The organism is Nonomuraea phyllanthi (assembly GCF_006334985.2).
GTDB lineage: Bacteria > Actinomycetota > Actinomycetes > Streptosporangiales > Streptosporangiaceae > Nonomuraea > Nonomuraea phyllanthi.
On record NZ_VDLX02000011.1, the window covers coordinates 226,061 to 242,853 of the forward strand.

Here is a 16,793-nt window from a genome sequence, read left to right on the forward strand (position 1 = left end):
TCACTTTGTGAAGGGCGATGGAGCGGTCGCCGCTGCTGATGTCGGGTGCGAAGTCCGCTACAGCGGCCGGCACCGGGAATGCCAGTAGCATGACAGCGTGGAGGAGGGTTCGAGCGAGACCGCGGTCGCACGCCTGACCGCGCGTGGTGCGAAGACGAGGTCTCGAATCATCGCGACGGCAGCCGACCTGATGCGCGTACGAGGTGTCGGAGGCACGACCCTCGACGACGTCGTCGTCGCGAGCAACGTCAGCAAGTCGCAGCTCTACCGGCATTTCGAGGACAAGCAGGCGCTGGTGCGGGCGGTCATCGAGTTCGTGGGGGAGCGCACGATCGCCGTTGAACGGGAACGCCTGAACAAGGTGATGACGTTCGCGGGCCTGCGGCGCTGGCGCAATGCGCTCGTCGAGAACAACGCCCTGCACGAGGGCAGGTACGGGTGCCCGCTGGGTTCGCTGGCGAACGAGGTCTCCGATCAGGACGCGATCGCGCGCAAGAAACTGAACGACCTGTTCGCCGCGTGGCAGGAACTCTTCGAAGATCTCCTCCGGCGGTTCCAGAAGTCGGGCGTCATCCCGCAGGAAGCCGACGTCGCGCAACTCGCCACAGGTCTCCTCGCAGCCGTCCAGGGTGGCTACCTGCTGGCGCAGGCATCCCGCGACGTCACGCCCATGGCTTCCGCGATCGACATGGCCATCGCGCATCTGCGCATGCTGAGCAGCGAGCAGGAGGCGGCATCGTAGCGGCCACTGGGGAGACCCGGTTCGGCTAATCGGAGTACGCCTTCGCCGCGGCGCGAAGGAACCGCATGACCTTTTCCGCCGGCACCTCGCACGGCCTGAGGACCGGCCCCTTGGACGTGATCCACACGTTCGCCCCGAATTGCTCGGCGTCACCGAGTCGCTCCGCGTTGAGCGAGATCACCTTGCCTCCCGCGCGCGTCGCACGTGTGACGCCCCAAGCCTGTCCGGCTATCTCCGCACGTGACCAACCCTCCGGGATGGCCGTCAGCAGCGTGTCGAGCTCCTGATCCGGCTCTCCGTCCATGTGCTCGATCCTCTCGTCGGGCCGGTGGTTCACAGGCTGATCGGAACCTGGATGCCGCTTGCCGAGCATCAGGAAGTCACTCTGGGGTCGGCTTCGGAGGCGAAGCGGAGCCAGGTCAACCCCTGGGTGCTCAAGTACGTGCCCGCGGGCGTCTGGACGTGTGTCAGGAGAACGCTGTCGCAGCGGGCACATCGCACGATCTGCCCCATGGCGGAGCCGTACACGGGCGATGCCGCGAGGGGTCGGGCGTCACCGCAGGTGTCGCACAGTCCGACTGCCACGGTCGGGTCGAATCTGAATGTGCCGGACAGCGGGCCGGCGAGGGAGTTCCCATCGAGGTGTCCGCTCATCTGCTGTCTCCGTATCGCTCGATCCTGATCATCGATGCTGGATGTCCTCGCTCGATGAGCATCTGTGAAACTCGTTCGGCGAACCCCGTGGACCCGCAGACGAAGGTCAAAGGATCCTGCTCGACCGGTATGACGTGTGAATCAAGATCAATGCTCGTCAACCTCCCGGCGGGCCGGCTCGACCCGGGCGGAGGGTTGCGCGTGTAGATCCAGTTCACGGTTGTGCCGACGGGTGAGTGCTCCAGGTAGTCGCGGTACATCGCGGCCGCGGGGGACCGGACCGAGTACAGCAGCCGGAACGGGTTGCCGGCGGGCGCCGCCTCTCGTGCCCGGATCATCGCCACGAACGGCACGACGCCGGACCCGCCGGCGATCATCTGTACGGGGCGGGGATCGCCCGGCCGCCAGACGAACCATCCGCCGAGGGGGCCGCGCACCTCCACCTTGTCTCCCACCTCCGCGACATCGACCAGATAGGGCGACACTTCACCGTCAGGCAGGCGATCTATCGCGAGCTCGATGTGCTCACCGGGCCCACTGGTCGCCAAGGAGTACGACCGGACCGCTTGATACCCGTCGGGTGCGGTCAGCCGAATGTCGACATGCTGTCCAGGCACATTGCCGCGCCATCCCGGAACCACGAGTCGCAGGCTGCGGCTGCGCTCGGTGAGGGGAACGGCGGCGGTAATGGTGGCGGGCAGCCATGTCGCGACAGGGCGTGCAACAGTGTCGCCTCTGATGGCGGCGGTGTTTTCTACGACCAACGGGCGTACCGTTCCTCTCGCCATGGATCACCGTGCAGGTGGTAGCCGTTTCGCTCCCAGAGGCCGGGCGTGTTGTGCTCCTGCGTGACGAATCCGTGAATCCACTTCGCGCTCTTCCAGAAGTAGAGATGCGGCACGAGAAGTCGCGCCGGTCCGCCGTGTTCCGGTGTGAGCTCGGCGCCATCGTGTTCGAAGACGATCCACGCCTTGTCGCCGCGGAGATCCTCCAGCGCGAGGTTCGTGCGGTAACCGCCGTAGGAGTGCGCCATCACGTACTGATCACTTGTCCGTACGTCCTTCAGGAGCACGTCAAGCGAGACTCCGCGCCATCGGGTTCCCAGCTTGGACCAGCTTGTGACGCAGTGAATGTCGGTGACGACGGTGCTGATGGGCAGTGCCATGAAGTCCTGCCACGTCCATCGCGTCGAGGTGTCGGGACCCGTGCGGATGACGAGTTCCCAATCGTTCTTGTTCACTTGTGGCGTCGGTCCGGTCGAGAGCACCGGGAATCCGTCTGTGAGGTGCTGTCCCGGTGGAAGATCCTGGCTGCGCTCCCGCCGTTTTCCGACGAATCCTCGGGTGGTGTCGGAGGTCATGTTCTCTCTTTCACGAGTGATGGTCGGGAACCCATGTGCCGTTCTGGCGGATCCGCCCGCACCGGGCTCTTACCCCTCGAACGGGTCGTCGGGGACGACATGGATCGCGGCCTCCTCAGCGGAAGCGCCCGCACCATCGATGCCGATGTCCTCGGCTCGAAGGTCGGACGACGGGTCGTCGGCGTCCTGGGTGGCCCAGACGAGCCGGCCCGCCCTCAGGTATCCGACCTGGTCGTCGATGATCTCGCCGTCAGTGTCGGATGCGTCACCGATCCCGTCACTGACCTCTTCGACGGCGATGTCGGGAACCTCGCGGGTAAGTCTCTGGCTGAAGGGCTCGTGGGTGCGGGCCTCGTCGGCGGTCAACCCCCAGGCCCGGCTTCCGATCGGGCGATCCGCCGGCAGGTAACCCGGGCCGTCGCCGTCCTCGCCGAGTTCGTCGTCATCGAGACTCTCTTCTGGCGGCAGCAGTCCTGGGACGTATTCGTCCATAATGATCCTCTGATTCTCCTGCCCGGTCGGCCGGGCCGGGCAACGTGTCCCAGCGGCTGTCCTTGGGAATCGTGCCGCTGTCAGGTGCGCGTGCTTGCTGCGGGAGGGCCGAACCCGCTCAGGCATCGTACCGTCTCTGGGATGAAAAGGGACGTTATCGACCAGTTGTGAGACGTAGGCTCGTGCCGGACTTCGCCGGCGCCCGCCGTGGCGAGGGCCACGGAACGGCCTTCTAATCGGACTACATAGTCCCAATATGGTCAACGTAGCGTTGATCGGCAAGCCTTCGAAAGCCATCAGTGGTCAAGGGTAGCAGCACGTCCAGGCCATTATGGTTCATCATCGTCCGGCCGGGAACCTCTGTGCGGGCGAGAGTATAATGGACGATAACGTCCGTACGAGCATCCACAGAGTGTGGCGGCGGGGACTGGATACGGGGAGGCGCCGGATGAAGGCGATTGTGGTGAAGGACGAGGCCGCTGGAACGGCCGGGATGACGCTGGCGGAGCGGCCCGAGCCGAACCCGGCGCCGAACGATGTCGTCGTCGAGGTTCATGCGTCGGGATTCACCCCGGGTGAGCTGACATGGCCAGGGACCTGGACCGATCGCCTCGGCCGCGACCGGACACCGTCGATCCCCGGGCACGAGGTGGCCGGTGTGGTCCGTGCTCTCGGCTACGGCACGGCGGGGCTGTCGGTGGGCCTGCGGGTGTTCGGGCTCGCGGACTGGACCCGCGACGGCACGCTGGCGGAGTACGTGGCCGTCGAGGCGCGCAACCTCGCGCCGCTGCCGGGCGACGTCGACTTCACGGTGGGCGCGAGCCTGCCGATCTCGGGCCTGACCGCGTGGCAGGGACTGTTCGTGCACGGCCGCGTCCAGGCGGGGCAGAGCGTCCTCGTGCACGGCGCGGCCGGTGGAGTCGGTTCGATGGTGGTGCAGCTCGCCCGCGAGGCGGGCGCCTACGTCATCGGCACCGGACGTGCCGCAGACCGTCAGGCGGCGCTCGACTTCGGCGCGCAGGAGTTCGTCGACCTCCAGAACGACTCGCTAGAAGACGTCGGCGGGGTGGATCTGGTGTTCGACGTCATCGGCGGGGACGTCGGGAAGCGGTCCGCGGTCCTGGTCCGAGCCGGAGGAACGCTGGTGAGCATCGCCGGCCCGCCCGAGGCCCGGCCCGCCGACGGCCTGGCGATCGACTTCGTCGTCGAGGCCGATCGCGCCCAGCTGGGTGAGATCGTCCAGCGGGTGCGGGACGAACGACTGCGCACCAACATCGGCAACGTTTCCACCCTCGACGACGCCGTCGCCGCCTTCAACCCGGCCGAGCGGGCCAAGGGAAAGACGATCATCCGCGTCCGTCCGTGAACGCTCGGTGCGGCTCGCCGGCGTTGAGATGGCGGGACTACATAGTCCCGAAGTCGCGTGAAGACAGTTTCGGCCTCACGGACGGCGTAACTGCTCTGACCTGGTGCAACCAGATGGCCGGAGCAGCGGGCCGAGGATTTGGCAGGACCCATAACGGGACCATATAGTCCCATATCAGGAACAGGACTCCGCCTACGACACACCATCCACCGGGCCACGGCCACCAAAGGAGGGGACACCGCCATGAGCGACGATGCGGACACCTTCGACCACGACGGCGGCCTCACGTCAGCCATGTGCCTTTACCAGCGGCTCGGCCACCGTGTCGAGTGGTTCCGGCCAGGACTTCGCGGATCGGTCGTGAAGCCGCGGGGCGCGGGCCGTGCGTCGGTTCGACGGTTTCTGACCCGCGCAGGTGCCATGCCGTTCCTTGCGCGCCCGTGCTCCGTCCGGGCTCGGTGCACCCTCATCGCGGCGCTGTTCACGGTGAGCGTCCTGGTGGTGCTCGGCGCGACGCTGGACCTGGCGATCCGCTACCGGATCCAGTCCGGGGCCTTCCGCCTGGCCGAGCAGGTGGCGAGCCAGTGGAGCCCGGTGGCCCGCGACGGCATGGTGCCACGGCCGATACCCTCCAACCCGCCCGTCGATCTCATCCAGGTCGTCGACGTCCATCACCGGGTCGTGCACGCCAGCAGGGGGGCCTCCGCGACCGTGCCGCTGAGCCGCCGCCGGCCACCGCCCTATGCCCGTTTCCAGCCCTACCGCGAGTGCCCGCCGAACGACCGGTGCGTCCTGCTGAAGGCCATCCGCCTCACTCCGGCGCCGGACGCGAGCGTCGTCTACGCGGGCATCCCGGAGCCGGACCTGCTGGCCACCCATAAGCTCGAGTACGCCATCGCGGCCGGGATCGCCGTGGTCACCGGGATCGCGGCCTGGACCGCATGGATGCTGGTGGGGCGCGCGCTGCGTCCGGTCGAGGCGATCAGGGCCAGAATCTCGCAGGTCACGGTGAGCGACCTCAGCCTGCGCGTCCCGGCACCGCGGGGCAACGACGAGATCGGCCGGCTGGCCACCACCGCCAACCAGACCCTCACCCAGCTCGAGGGCGCGGTGGAGCAGTTGCGCCAGTTCGCCTCCACGACCAGCCACGAGCTGCGCACCCCGATCGCCGGGCTGCGCACGCAACTGGAGGAGGCGCTGCTCTATCCGGACGACGTCGACGCCGAGGCCGCGCTCCGGAACGCTCTGACCACCGCCGGCCGGCTGGATGCGATCGTCAACGACCTGCTGCTGCTCGCCCGTCTCCGGGCCGCCGATCCGCTGCCGCCGGAGAAGATCGATCTCGGGGAGCTCGTCGCCGCCGAGGCGAGCGCGCACTCCGCCGCGGTGCCCATCGACATCCACGCGCCTGCCGGGCTGGAGATCCGCGGCTCGCGCATGCAGCTGATCCGCGTGCTGGACAACCTCCTGGCCAACGCTCTGCGGCACGCCGAGTCCGCGGTGGAGGTCAGCGTCGAACCGGCCGACGACGGGGTCGCGGTCACGGTGACCGACGACGGGCCCGGCATCCCGCCGGCCCACCGCGAACGCGTCTTCGAACGGTTCGTCCGCCTCGACGACGGTCGCCGCCGCGACCCCGGTGGGAGCGGGCTGGGCCTGGCCATCTCGCGCGACATCGCCCACACCCACCACGGCACCCTCACGGTCGAGGACTCGCCACGCGGGGCCAGGTTCGTGCTGTGGCTGCCGCTCATCAGAGGAGGTCCCGCGACGTGACGATGCGCTGCCCGCCCGATTCGCACGCGCTCGGTGGCCCTCGGCACCCATGGTGAAGCATGACCTGATGCTTGGCGTTGGCTGATGTTTCGAGTTCTACACTGAGCGATATAACCACTCATTAGGGGGATTTCATGGAAATGCACCGCATCGGGAAAATGGTGCATAATATAGGGATTTCGACCATTAGGTATGGGCTGGTGGTCAACCTTCTGGAGATCGGGCGAGTCAAGTTCGAAGACTACGAGGTGGAGAATATTCGTCCCCTCGTCAGCTCGAGCCCCCCGCTCTCGTGGCTCATCGCCAAATTGGGGGAGAAGAAGGTCGCCAGATTGCTCGGCGTCACGGAAATCGTTCTGGGCTCGCTGATCGGAGCAAAACCGATCGCGCCGAAAGCGTCGGCCCTCGGCAGCCTCGCCGCCGTCGGCATGTTCGCCACCACCCTCAGCTTCCTGGCGACGATGCCCGAGGCGTGGCAGGAGGGGCGCGGCGAACCGAAGCTGTCTCTCGCGGGGCAGTTCCTGGTGAAGGACGTCGTGCTCCTTGGAGCCTCCTTGGTGACGGCCGCCGACGCCCTGCAAGCCATCGAGCGCTGGAGAGAATAACGGCCGCTCAGGCGGCCCTCCGTGGGAATAGAACCGGCCCATACAGTGTCTGTACGTGCGCGTCCAGGTGCGTTTCACATGGGCCCCCAGCTTCGTGCCGAAAGGCCGGGAAGGGAGAGCTGTGCCTAGACAGACCCAGTACCACAAGAACCCGGAAGCCGTTTCGCGGCTCGACCCGGAGCAGTACCGCGTGACCCAGCAGGACGGCACCGAGCGCCCGTTCGCGAACGCCTACTGGGACAACCACGAGCCCGGCATCTACGTCGACGTCGTGTCCGGCGAGCCGCTGTTCGCGTCGGTCGACAAGTACGACAGCCACTCCGGCTGGCCGAGCTTCACGAAGCCGATCGCCAAGGCGAACGTCGTCGAGCGCAAGGACTTCAGCCACGGGATGATCCGGGCGGAGGTCCGCTCGCTGCACGGCGACAGCCACCTCGGCCACGTCTTCGACGACGGTCCTCTCGACAGGGGCGGGCTGCGCTACTGCATCAACTCCGCGTCGTTGCGGTTCATCCACCTGGACGACCTGGAGCAGGAGGGGTACGGCGAATACCGCACCCTGTTCACAAGTGACATCGACGACAAGTAGGGAGACGACGTGACCACCGAGAAGGCGATCCTCGCCGGCGGCTGCTTCTGGGGCATGGAGGAGTTGTTCCGCCACCAGCCCGGCGTCGTGTCCACACGCGTCGGCTACAGCGGCGGGGACGTCCCGAACGCCACCTACCGCAACCACGGCACCCACGCGGAGTCCATCGAGGTCGTCTACGACCCCGACAAGACCGACTTCCGCGCGCTGCTCGAGTTCTTCTTCCAGGTGCACGACCCCTCGACGAAGAACCGCCAGGGCAACGACATCGGCACCAGCTACCGCTCGGCGATCTTCTACACCAGCGACGAGCAGAAGCGGGTCGCCGAGGAAACGATCGCCGACGTCGACGCCTCGGGCCTGTGGCCCGGCAAGGTCGTCACCGAGGTCACCCCTGCGGGCGACTTCTGGGAGGCCGAGCCCGAGCACCAGGACTACCTGCAGAAGTACCCCAACGGCTACACCTGCCACTTCCCCCGTCCCGGGTGGAAGCTCCCGAAGCGGGCGAAGGCCTGACATCTCCGGCGCGCGGACCCCGAGTCCGCGCGCCGGCGCGTATCCGGGGAGTGAAGTCCCATGCGTGACTACCCTGAGATGATCGCCGCGACCGGCCACGTCGAGCCCGTCCCGCGGCGGATCCGTGCCGTGGCCGGCAAGGCCACGGTGCTCGACACGACCCGCGCGAAGTACGTGTGGGAATGGCCGTACTACCCTGCCTTCTACATCCCGGCCGAGGACGTGACGCCGGGCGCGCTCATCGACGAGGACCACCCGGAGCGGCTCGAGCTCGGCACCGCGCGCCGCCAGTCGCTCAAGACGGGGGACGAGGTACGGTCCGCCGCCGCCCGCCTCTACGGCGAGGACGCCGTCGCGGGGCTCGCCGGTCACGTCCGGTTCGAGTGGGACGCCCTGGACGCGTGGTTCGAGGAGGACGAGCAGATCTTCGTCCACCCGCGCAGCCCGTACACGCGCGTCGACGCCCTGCGCTCGACCCGGCACGTGCGCGTCGCCCTCGAAGGCCACACGCTCGCCGAGTCGTCGTCGCCGGTGCTGGTGTTCGAAACCGGCCTGCCGACGCGCTACTACGTCAACCGCACCGACGTCGACTTCACGCTGCTGGCGCCCACGAGCACGGTCACCGCATGCCCGTACAAGGGCCGCACGAGCGGCTACTGGTCGGTGCGCGTGAACGGCATCGTGCACGAGGATCTGGCCTGGACCTACGACTTCCCGACCGCGGCGCTCGACCCGATCAAGGGCCTGGTCTGCTTCTACAACGAGAAGGTCGATCTCTTCGTCGACGGCGCCGAGATCCCGCGGCCGGGCACGCACTTCTCCTGACACGTCAGCCGTCCATTTCGGACTGGCGCCGCCGCCCGGCGCGCTGTCACGCCTGTGTTGGTGCGAATCGTTCCGGTGCGGGCCCGAAATTGTCGGTGCGTTGTTCTCATGCTTTTGCCGCCATTTTCCCGGCCCGTAGGTAACAAGCTTGTCTTCTCCGGGTATCGGGCGCTGATGAGCACCACACCCATCGCCGACCTCGTGCTGGTGCCGGATCGCCATGCCTCGGGCCTGATCCGCCGAGACGGATCGGCCGAGGGGCAGTGCTTCCCCCGGTTCGACGGTCCGCCCGCCTTCGCCCGCCGGCTGGGCGACGAGGCCGGGCACCGGGTGATACGCGGCGGCGCGGAGGGCAACGGCCTGCTGCGCTCGTTCTGGCCGGTGCAGGCGCTCGCCATGTCCGGGCAGGTCGGCGGGGCTGCCCGCGGGAACGGCAATGGTCAGCTGGCGTGAGGTCGCCGCCGAGTTCGCCGGCACGGCGCTCCTGCTCCTGCTCGTCGTCAGCGCGATCGTCGCAGGCTTCGCACCCGGCTCGCCGCTCGTCGAAACCGTGCCGAACGAGGACCTGAGGCGGCTCCTGACGGGCGTCCTGACCGCCACCTCGGCGGCGTTGATCGTCTACTCGCCGCTCGGCCGGATCAGCGGCGGCCACCTGAACCCCTCGGTCACGACCGCGTTCTGGGTGCTGGGCAAGATGACGTCCGGCTCGGCGCTGAAGTACTCCGCCGCGCAGGTGGCGGGCGCGATCACCGGCGCGCTGGGGGCGCTCCTGGTGTGGGGCGGCGCGGCGGCCAGCGTCCGGGTCGGGGCGACCGTACCCCGGCTCGGCGGCGTGGCCACCGCGTTGGTCGCCGAGGCCGTGATGACGTTCCTGCTCCTCACGCTGATCCTCACCTTCGTCGATCGCCCGCGCCTGATGCCGTACACCGCGGCCGCCTCGGCATCGCTCGTGGCCGTACTGGTGTTCACCGAATCGCCGGTGTCCGGCACCAGCCTCAACCCCGCCCGCAGCATCGGCCCCGCGCTGGTCGGCGCCGTCTGGACGGGACTGTGGGTCTACCTCGTGGCGCCCCTGCTCGGCGCTCTCACCGCGGCGCTGCTGCACCGGCGCCTGTGGGGGACCGTGGCCTGCGCGAAGCTCATGCACGACGACACCTACCCATGCCACTTCCTGAACTGCGCCTACACCCCACCCGGCGACCGCATCCGGCGGCCCGTCCGCACCCGCTCCTCGGCCCTGTCGTCCATCCTCCTTCGCATCGGCCGGTGGCGACCGGGCGCCCGTCACCATCGCTCGCGCGGGGAGCACCGAAGATGAGGCGATCGCCGTCGTCCAGGCGGACAGCCTGCACGTCACGGACGCACCGAGGCGGCTACCGGCGGGACCGGGGCCACCCGCCTCCCACCGCCGCTGACCTCGACCTTTGCCCTGGTAGCCTGCTGGGTAGGGGGAGTTATGGACGCTTTGTTCATTAACACGATCCGCGGCCTGTGTCTGGATGCGACCCAGCGGGCCGAGCCAGAACATCCCGGTACGCCGACGGATGTCGCACCGGTGGCGTACACGCTGTGGCAGCGATTCCTGCACTTCTTCTCCGGCGCCCCATGCGTCATCGGCGCCATACCGTACGAGCGATACCTCGAACGCCTCCCGGCCTAGCTGCAGCACCTCACGGGAGAGCCGAACGGCAGGCGCGCCACCGTCGACGGCGTGACGGCCGGTCACGGGCGAGCCCAGCACCAACGGTCAGCTAACCGAACCGCTGCTCGCCCGCCACTCGTCCACGAACGCGCTGATCCGCCACTACCGGAAGTCGAAGCGGGACCTAGAGACAACCGCTTGGGGGAACCATGGCAACGGACAGACCCATGCAACTGGGGATGGTCGGCCTGGGCCGGATGGGTGCCAACCTCGTCCGCCGGCTGATCCGCGACGGGCACGACTGCGTCGTCTACGACGTCAACGAGGAGGCCGTCACTGCGCTGCAGGGCGAGGGCGCGACCGGCGCCACGTCGCTCCGCGACCTCGCGGGCAAGCTGGAACGGCCCCGGGCCGTATGGCTGATGCTTCCCGCCGGGATTGTGCAATCCACGCTCGACCAGCTCGTCGAGGTGCTCGACGCAGGCGACACGGTGATCGACGGCGGCAACTCCTACTACCGCGACGACATCACCCGGGCCCAGCAGCTCGCCGCCAAGCAGCTCAACTACGTCGACTGCGGCACCTCCGGCGGGGTGTGGGGGCTGGAACGCGGCTACTGCCTGATGATCGGTGGTGAGGACGAGCCCGTCGACCGGCTCGATCCGATCTTCGCGACCATCGCTCCCGGCACCGGAACCGCGGAGCCGACACCGGGACGGACCCGCGACGGCACCGCCCCGCACGGCTACCTGCATTGCGGCCCGAACGGAGCCGGGCACTTCGTGAAGATGGTCCACAACGGCGTCGAGTACGGCATGATGGCCGCTATCGCCGAGGGCCTGTCCATCATCAGGCACGCGGACGCGGGGGTGAAGGAACAGACCGTCGACGCCGAGACCGCACCCCTTCGCGATCCCGACGCCTACCGGTACGACATCGACGTCGCCGAGGTGGCGGAGGTGTGGCGCCGCGGGTCGGTGGTGGCCTCGTGGCTGGTCGATCTGCTGGCCGACGCGCTGGCCCAATCCCCGGAGCTCACGGACTTCCGCGGGCGTGTGTCGGACTCCGGCGAAGGACGCTGGACGCTGATCGCCGCGATCGAGGAGAGCGTGCCCGCGCCCGTGATCGGTGCGGCGCTGTTCGAGCGCTTCTGCTCACGTGGGCTCGGCCACTTCTCCGACGCGGCCCTGTCGGCGATGCGAGCCGAATTCGGCGGCCACGCGGAGAAGAAGGACCGCCCCTGAAGATGAGCACCGGCGCCTGCTGGACGACCGTCCTTGGCGGTGCCGGCGTCCCTCGCCAGGACCCCGCGCTCCATCAGGCAGAGCCTGACCACCGCCTTGGCGGGGTGGAAGTCTACGTACTTGCTGCCGTAGTCCCGGTCCACCGCCATGCCCAGAGCTTCGTAGAACGCCTCTTCGCAGGCTTGAGAACCTCCGCGCCACCGCGTGCGGCGGCCTCCATCATCGACTTGACCTCCGTGGGCTGGTTGACGATGTAGGCCAGTACGAGAACGCGGTGGTGTAGAACCGGCGCGCGCTGTCCACCTCGGGCGCCCCGAGGGCGGCGACGTCAAGCTGCAAGGCCATGTGTACCTCCTTCAGCGATCCACCCTGGTGCTCGCATCGGGCCTGATCGGCTCCGGCATCCAGCAATTGCTGAGAGTGGAGGGCGAGGGCGCGCTGGCGCCACCCTATGCTTGGGGCATTGTCCAACTCGGCTACCCGGTCTACGTCCTCACGCTCCTGGGCATTTGGAAACTCCCGGGAGCGGTGGCGATTCTTGCCCCCAAGTATCCGCTCATCAAGGAATGGGCGTACGCAGGCATCTTCTTCCTGCTGACAGGAGGGATGTTCTCGCATGTCGCCTCCGGCGACGACTGGTATCAATCGCTCACGGCTCTTTTCCTTCTCGTTCTGGCGATGGCGTCATGGCATTTCAGGCCGGCCGGCAGAAGGCTGTTGCCCGCAGGCCGGGCGAGGAGGGCTGCCGATACGCGGCGTGACGTATCCGAAGGCCGTGTCGCTTGACGGCAGCACCGCGCGGGCCCGCTCCACGAGGCGATGCTCTCCTGGGAGACCGCCGATCAGGATCCGTCGCGGAACGACGCACGGCTCGAATGGGCGGAGCTCTGGAATCCGCTCCCAAGGTGGTGTTCTCCCATGGTGCGCCGCACGCGGCGAAGCCTCTGCCGGAGCCGGCGTACCGACTTGACGCCCTGAACGGCCGGCCAGGGACGTTGTTCCACCGAGCGCGGATAGCGCAGATAGCACCGGCCGAGCCGGTAGCGGCGTCCCCGGCGGCTGCGCGGGTCGGGCACCGTATCCAGCACCTCGGCCAGTGCGGGCAGATCGTGCCGGTCGGTTGGCGGGCCGGAGGCGGTGACGTGCTCGAGGTGGCGGGTGAGCACGTCGCTCGGGGATGATGGCACGCGAGCGCGGCCCCTATTCTTGATCGACTGGCGTGGACAGCCGACGGTCATCAGGGGTCGCGTTTGTCATTCACCCCCCGGGGCCCTCTGTCGGCGTACGAGCAACAGCGCCGAGCCAGGTTACGGGCAGAAGCACATGATGTTGTTCGCCGCGTCCTCAGGGTGATGATCAGTTACCGCACGTCGAGAAGGAGAGCCGTCATGGGACATGTCTTGGTGACCGGGGCCACCGGAGGGATCGGGATGGCGCTGGTCAGCGCGCTCGTAGAGGCCGGGCATCGGGTGACTGCCGTGGGGCGCGACGTCGCGCGGCTGGACGTGCGGGGGATTGAGGCGGATCTGGCCGAACCCGGGACGCTGGCCACCGCCATGGGCGTGCTGCAGGACGCGGGGGAGCTGGGGGATGTGCAGGCGTTGGTGCATTGCGCGGGAATCTCCCCCATCGGGGCCGTCGCCGATGCCGACCCCGAGACATGGCGGCGGACGCTGGCGGTGAACGTGGCCTCCGCCGCCGAGTTGGTACGGCTGACGCTGCCGGCGTTGCGGCGGTCCAGGGGCCACGTGATCTTCGTCAACGCCTCGCCCGGGATGACCGGTGTCCCCCGCTGGTCGGCGTTCGTCGGCAGCAAGGCGGCGCTGCGGGAGTTGGCCGACTCCCTGCGTGAGGAGGAGGCCGCACATGGGATCCGTGTCACCACGGTCTATCCCGCAGCGACGGCCACCGACCTGCTGGGTGAGGTCAGGCGCGCCTTCGGGCGCCCGTACGATCCCGAGTCGTGCATCCAGCCCGAAACGCTGGCTGCGATGATCGTCTGGGCGCTGAGCGCACCTGCCGATGCCTACGCCTGCGAGCTGTCCGTACTGCCGACGCCGCGCTGAGTCTCTTGCCCCTGGGGTCGCGAAACCGCAGGGGAACTCCGACAAATCATCCTTAAAGCTGACAACAACGCGTGAACGCCGACGCTTTCTGCTGCACCTGAGCCGTTTCATCCCCGTGCGGCGGGCTGCTGATCACAGCATGATCGCGCGGGGAAGCCCCTGCGGATCATCCGGGCGTGGGACTGCCCTAAAGATCGTGTGGTTGGGGCGGGGAGTTGGTCAACGGCGTAGCCGGCGGCGACGGCATCGTCATCGTCGAGCTCTACGCGTAGCCACGCCGTCGGCCTCCCCTGCGAACACGGGGCTATCCGCCGCCGGCAGCGTCGCCTGGCGTCGCGCCGGTTCTGGGCTGACGCGGTCGAGCGTGCTTTACGGCCGGCCGTTGGCGGAGTGCTCACCGTGCTGGCCGGTAAGGAGTTGGCGATCATTGAAGGCTGGCCGTCGGGGAGCGCCCGTTCGATCATGGCCTGCAGCAGCTGAGGCTGGTGGCGAAGCCGAGGTGCTCGGGCTGCTGGGCGCTCGCACGCGTTCCCCTGAGGCGATCCGGGACTGCGGGGGCGGCGTTTCCAATGTGGTCGCATCGGATTGTATGCTGGCCATAAACCGATGTGATCGTATTGATTTGGACGAGGTGGCGGGTGCGGGCGGTCCTGGTGCTGATGTGCGCGGCGCAGTTCATGGTCGTGCTGGACGTGTCGGTGATCAACGTCGCGCTGCCGTCGATCCAGGAGGCGCTCGGCTTCGACGCGCGGCACCTGGCCTGGGTCGGCAATGCCTACGCGCTGGCGTTCGGCGGGCTGCTGCTGCTCGGCGGGCGGCTGGCCGATCTGTACGGGCACCGGCGGGTCTTCACCATCGGTCTGGCCCTGTTCACCGTCGCCAGTCTGGCCGGCGGGCTGGCGACCTCGCCGGGCCTGCTGATCACCGCCCGCATCGGTCAGGGGATGGGGGCGGCCGTCCTCGCCCCGGCCACGTTGACGATCCTGACCACCGCCTTTCCCGAGGGGCCGCGCCGCACCCGCGCGATCGCGGTGTGGACGGCGGTGAGCCTGGCGGGCGGCACCGCGGGCAACCTCATCGGCGGCGCGCTGACCGAGTACCTGTCCTGGCGCTGGATCTTGCTGATCAACGTGCCGATCGGGCTGGCCTGCCTGGCCGCGACCCGCGCGCTGCCCCGCGGTCCGGCCCGGCAACGCGGGCAGCGCCTGGACGTGCCGGGAGCGCTGCTGGCCACCGGCGGGCTGGCCGCGCTGGCCTACAGTCTGTCCGGTTCGCCCGCCGCCGTCCTCGTCGCTGCGGTGGCGGCCGTCCTGCTGGGGTTGTTCGTGCTGGTCGAGGCGCGCCTGGTCCGTACGCCACTGCTGCCGCCGCGCCTGCTGCGGCCGCGCCCGATCTGGCTGGGCAACCTGGCCATGCTGCTGGCCGGGGCGTGCCTGAACCCGATGTGGTACTTCCTGGCCCTGTCCCTGCATCACGTGCTGGGCTACGGCCCGCTGCAGACCGGGCTCGCGTTTCTCCCGCACACGCTGCTGACCATGCTCATCGGCCTGCGCCTGACGCCGTGGCTGATGCGCCACGCCGACCACCGGGGCCTCATCGTCGCGGGAGCTCTGATCGGGGCCGCCGGCTTCTGGTGGCAGAGCCGCCTCGCTCCGGGGCAGGACTACCTGACGGCGGTCCTGGGCCCGGCCGTGCTGATCTCGCTCGGCGGCGGGCTGCTGAACACGCCCCTGACCGTCACGGTCACCTCGGGCGTGCCCGCGCAGGACGCCGGAGCGGCCTCCGGGTTGATGAACACCGCCAAGCAGATCGGCGGCGCCCTCGGCCTGGCCGCGCTGGTCGCCCTGACGGCGGGGCAGGACGGCGAGCTCGCAAGCTCGGTGCAGCCGCAGGAACCGGCGACCGGCTACGGGCAGGCGTTCGTCGCCATCGCCGTGATGCTGGCCGCCGTCGCCGTCCTGGCATCCGCACTGCCGAGGCGGCGCGACGCCGCTGCCCCTGCCGCTGGTTCCGACGAGACGGCGGACCAGCAGCCCGCCCGCTGATTCGTGGCCGCCTCCTCCACAAGCGGGCCGGCTCCATGCCTAGGCGTCTTGCAGGAGTGAGGTGCAGCCGCGGCCGGAACCACCGGAAGGCGGTGAAGGACAAGCCCGGCCAGGAGCGGCCCGTGCGCGGTTACGGGTCGTCCGCCAACCGCTGCGGCTCCCGCCGCTGTCGGCGAGCCCACCCGCCAGGTGCCGGACAACGCCACACCATGCCGCTGATGTCCGGGGCCGCGACAGCGTCGAAGCGTACCTGGCCTCCTTCGCGGCCGGCTGAGGGCCGTACCTCCTGTCATCGTCGAGCCCCAACCGCAGCAGGGGGTGAGGCGGCAGAACGCCCGGACGCCCCGTCAGGCGGTGCCGCCGGCCAGCTGGCCGGCGCGGTGCCGCAGGTCGGCGGCGAACTCCTCGGCCCTGCTCAGCTGCGTGCGCAGCGCTTCACAGCGCTCGCGGGCGGCCTGCTCGAACTGGCCGAGCCGCGCCAGCATCTGCTCGCGTTCGGCCGTCTCCAGGGTCGCCGCGCCGGTGTCGTCGAGCCGGTCGGTGATGGTCAGCAACTCGCCCATCTCGTCGAGGGTGAAACCGAGCGGCTTCATCCGGCGGATCACCATCAGCCGCGCCACGTCGGCCTCGGTGTAGAGGCGGAAACCGCCGTGGCTGCGCGCCGAGGGACGTACCAAGCCCACCTCGTCGTAGTGCCGGATGGTCCGCAGCGACAGCCCGGTCCGCGCCGCCACCTGCCCGATGTGCATGTGATCTCCACCACTGCCGGTGGAAGCCGGGAGTTCGCCCTCCGGGGCGGAACGCGCCGATCCGTCCATCTTCTGCACGACCTCACTGCTCACCTGGTTGGGCGGTGCGGGAGGGCCACACC

Annotated in this window: 21 protein-coding genes; 14 read left to right on the forward strand and 7 right to left on the reverse strand. The window is 68.8% G+C overall.

All coding sequences use genetic code 11. The features are described from left to right. The first annotated feature begins 97 nt into the window (after positions 1-97). Positions 98-742: a TetR/AcrR family transcriptional regulator gene (locus tag FH608_RS28640; RefSeq protein WP_226899995.1), complete on the forward strand. Its 645-nt coding sequence runs from the start codon at positions 98-100 to the stop codon at positions 740-742. A gap of 25 nt (positions 743-767) precedes the next feature. Here the strand turns inward: FH608_RS28640 and FH608_RS28645 are convergent, their stop codons facing one another. The 5 genes from FH608_RS28645 to FH608_RS28665 all read right to left on the reverse strand — a co-directional run bounded on the left by FH608_RS28645 (position 768) and on the right by FH608_RS28665 (position 3,248). Continuing rightward, positions 768-1,115: a hypothetical protein gene (locus FH608_RS28645; RefSeq protein WP_139633717.1), complete on the reverse strand. Its 348-nt coding sequence runs from the start codon at positions 1,113-1,115 to the stop codon at positions 768-770. Then, entirely contained in the window at positions 1,115-1,396 is a 282-nt protein-coding gene (locus FH608_RS54445) for a DUF6510 family protein (protein ID WP_226899996.1), read from the reverse strand. The genes FH608_RS28645 and FH608_RS54445 overlap by 1 nt, the downstream gene beginning before the upstream one ends. Beyond that, the gene (locus FH608_RS28655) at positions 1,393-2,160 is read right to left on the reverse strand and encodes an FAD-binding oxidoreductase (RefSeq protein ID WP_226899997.1); all 768 of its coding nucleotides are present in this window, start codon (positions 2,158-2,160) and stop codon (positions 1,393-1,395) included. The genes FH608_RS54445 and FH608_RS28655 overlap by 4 nt, the downstream gene beginning before the upstream one ends. Next, positions 2,151-2,756 carry a molybdopterin-dependent oxidoreductase gene (locus FH608_RS28660; protein WP_139633719.1) on the reverse strand — a complete coding sequence of 202 codons (606 nt, stop codon included), beginning with the start codon at positions 2,754-2,756 and terminating at the stop codon, positions 2,151-2,153. Before FH608_RS28660 ends, FH608_RS28655 begins: the two co-directional genes overlap by 10 nt. 69 nt (positions 2,757-2,825) lie before the next feature. Continuing rightward, positions 2,826-3,248: a DUF5709 domain-containing protein gene (locus tag FH608_RS28665; protein ID WP_139633720.1), complete on the reverse strand. Its 423-nt coding sequence runs from the start codon at positions 3,246-3,248 to the stop codon at positions 2,826-2,828. Between the two features lie 448 nt (positions 3,249-3,696). On the opposite strand from FH608_RS28665, the gene FH608_RS28670 reads away from it, so the two are divergent. The 11 genes from FH608_RS28670 (at position 3,697) to FH608_RS28720 (ending at position 12,597) form a co-directional block, all read left to right on the forward strand. After that, a complete protein-coding gene (locus tag FH608_RS28670; protein ID WP_139633721.1) occupies positions 3,697-4,614 on the forward strand; it encodes an NADP-dependent oxidoreductase in 918 nt (305 codons plus the stop codon). A gap of 420 nt (positions 4,615-5,034) precedes the next feature. Then, the gene (locus FH608_RS28675; protein WP_139633723.1) at positions 5,035-6,390 is read left to right on the forward strand and encodes a sensor histidine kinase; all 1,356 of its coding nucleotides are present in this window, start codon (positions 5,035-5,037) and stop codon (positions 6,388-6,390) included. A 134-nt stretch (positions 6,391-6,524) separates the two neighbouring features. Beyond that, positions 6,525-6,995: a YkgB family protein gene (locus tag FH608_RS28680; RefSeq protein WP_139633724.1), complete on the forward strand. Its 471-nt coding sequence runs from the start codon at positions 6,525-6,527 to the stop codon at positions 6,993-6,995. Between the two features lie 121 nt (positions 6,996-7,116). Beyond that, positions 7,117-7,584, forward strand: a complete 468-nt coding sequence (msrB, locus tag FH608_RS28685) for a peptide-methionine (R)-S-oxide reductase MsrB (RefSeq protein WP_139633725.1) — start codon at positions 7,117-7,119, stop codon at positions 7,582-7,584. 9 nt (positions 7,585-7,593) lie between these two features. After that, a complete protein-coding gene (msrA, locus tag FH608_RS28690) occupies positions 7,594-8,100 on the forward strand; it encodes a peptide-methionine (S)-S-oxide reductase MsrA (RefSeq protein WP_139633726.1) in 507 nt (168 codons plus the stop codon). A 60-nt stretch (positions 8,101-8,160) separates the two neighbouring features. Continuing rightward, entirely contained in the window at positions 8,161-8,925 is a 765-nt protein-coding gene (locus tag FH608_RS28695; protein WP_139633727.1) for a DUF427 domain-containing protein, read from the forward strand. Positions 8,926-9,099: 174 nt separating this feature from the next. Further along, the gene (locus tag FH608_RS28700) at positions 9,100-9,378 is read left to right on the forward strand and encodes a hypothetical protein (protein ID WP_139633728.1); all 279 of its coding nucleotides are present in this window, start codon (positions 9,100-9,102) and stop codon (positions 9,376-9,378) included. Continuing rightward, a complete protein-coding gene (locus tag FH608_RS28705; protein ID WP_139633729.1) occupies positions 9,362-10,243 on the forward strand; it encodes an aquaporin in 882 nt (293 codons plus the stop codon). The genes FH608_RS28700 and FH608_RS28705 overlap by 17 nt, the downstream gene beginning before the upstream one ends. A 138-nt stretch (positions 10,244-10,381) precedes the next feature. Then, positions 10,382-10,585: a hypothetical protein gene (locus FH608_RS28710; protein WP_139633731.1), complete on the forward strand. Its 204-nt coding sequence runs from the start codon at positions 10,382-10,384 to the stop codon at positions 10,583-10,585. 191 nt (positions 10,586-10,776) lie between these two features. Further along, the gene (gene gnd, locus FH608_RS28715) at positions 10,777-11,811 is read left to right on the forward strand and encodes a phosphogluconate dehydrogenase (NAD(+)-dependent, decarboxylating) (protein ID WP_139633732.1); all 1,035 of its coding nucleotides are present in this window, start codon (positions 10,777-10,779) and stop codon (positions 11,809-11,811) included. Positions 11,812-12,156: 345 nt separating this feature from the next. Continuing rightward, positions 12,157-12,597, forward strand: a complete 441-nt coding sequence (locus FH608_RS28720) for a DoxX family protein (protein ID WP_226899998.1) — start codon at positions 12,157-12,159, stop codon at positions 12,595-12,597. 56 nt (positions 12,598-12,653) lie between these two features. Here FH608_RS28720 and FH608_RS28725 read toward each other — a convergent pair whose 3' ends face one another. Next, positions 12,654-12,977, reverse strand: a complete 324-nt coding sequence (locus FH608_RS28725; RefSeq protein WP_139633734.1) for a hypothetical protein — start codon at positions 12,975-12,977, stop codon at positions 12,654-12,656. Between the two features lie 222 nt (positions 12,978-13,199). Between FH608_RS28725 and FH608_RS28730 the strand changes: the two genes are divergently transcribed. Both FH608_RS28730 and FH608_RS28735 read left to right on the forward strand, forming a co-directional pair. After that, positions 13,200-13,877: an SDR family NAD(P)-dependent oxidoreductase gene (locus FH608_RS28730; protein ID WP_139633735.1), complete on the forward strand. Its 678-nt coding sequence runs from the start codon at positions 13,200-13,202 to the stop codon at positions 13,875-13,877. Positions 13,878-14,485: 608 nt separating this feature from the next. Beyond that, positions 14,486-15,922, forward strand: a complete 1,437-nt coding sequence (locus FH608_RS28735; protein ID WP_317135587.1) for an MFS transporter — start codon at positions 14,486-14,488, stop codon at positions 15,920-15,922. 347 nt (positions 15,923-16,269) lie between these two features. Here the strand turns inward: FH608_RS28735 and FH608_RS28740 are convergent, their stop codons facing one another. Next, entirely contained in the window at positions 16,270-16,671 is a 402-nt protein-coding gene (locus FH608_RS28740) for a MerR family transcriptional regulator (RefSeq protein ID WP_139633736.1), read from the reverse strand. Positions 16,672-16,793: the final 122 nt, after the last annotated feature.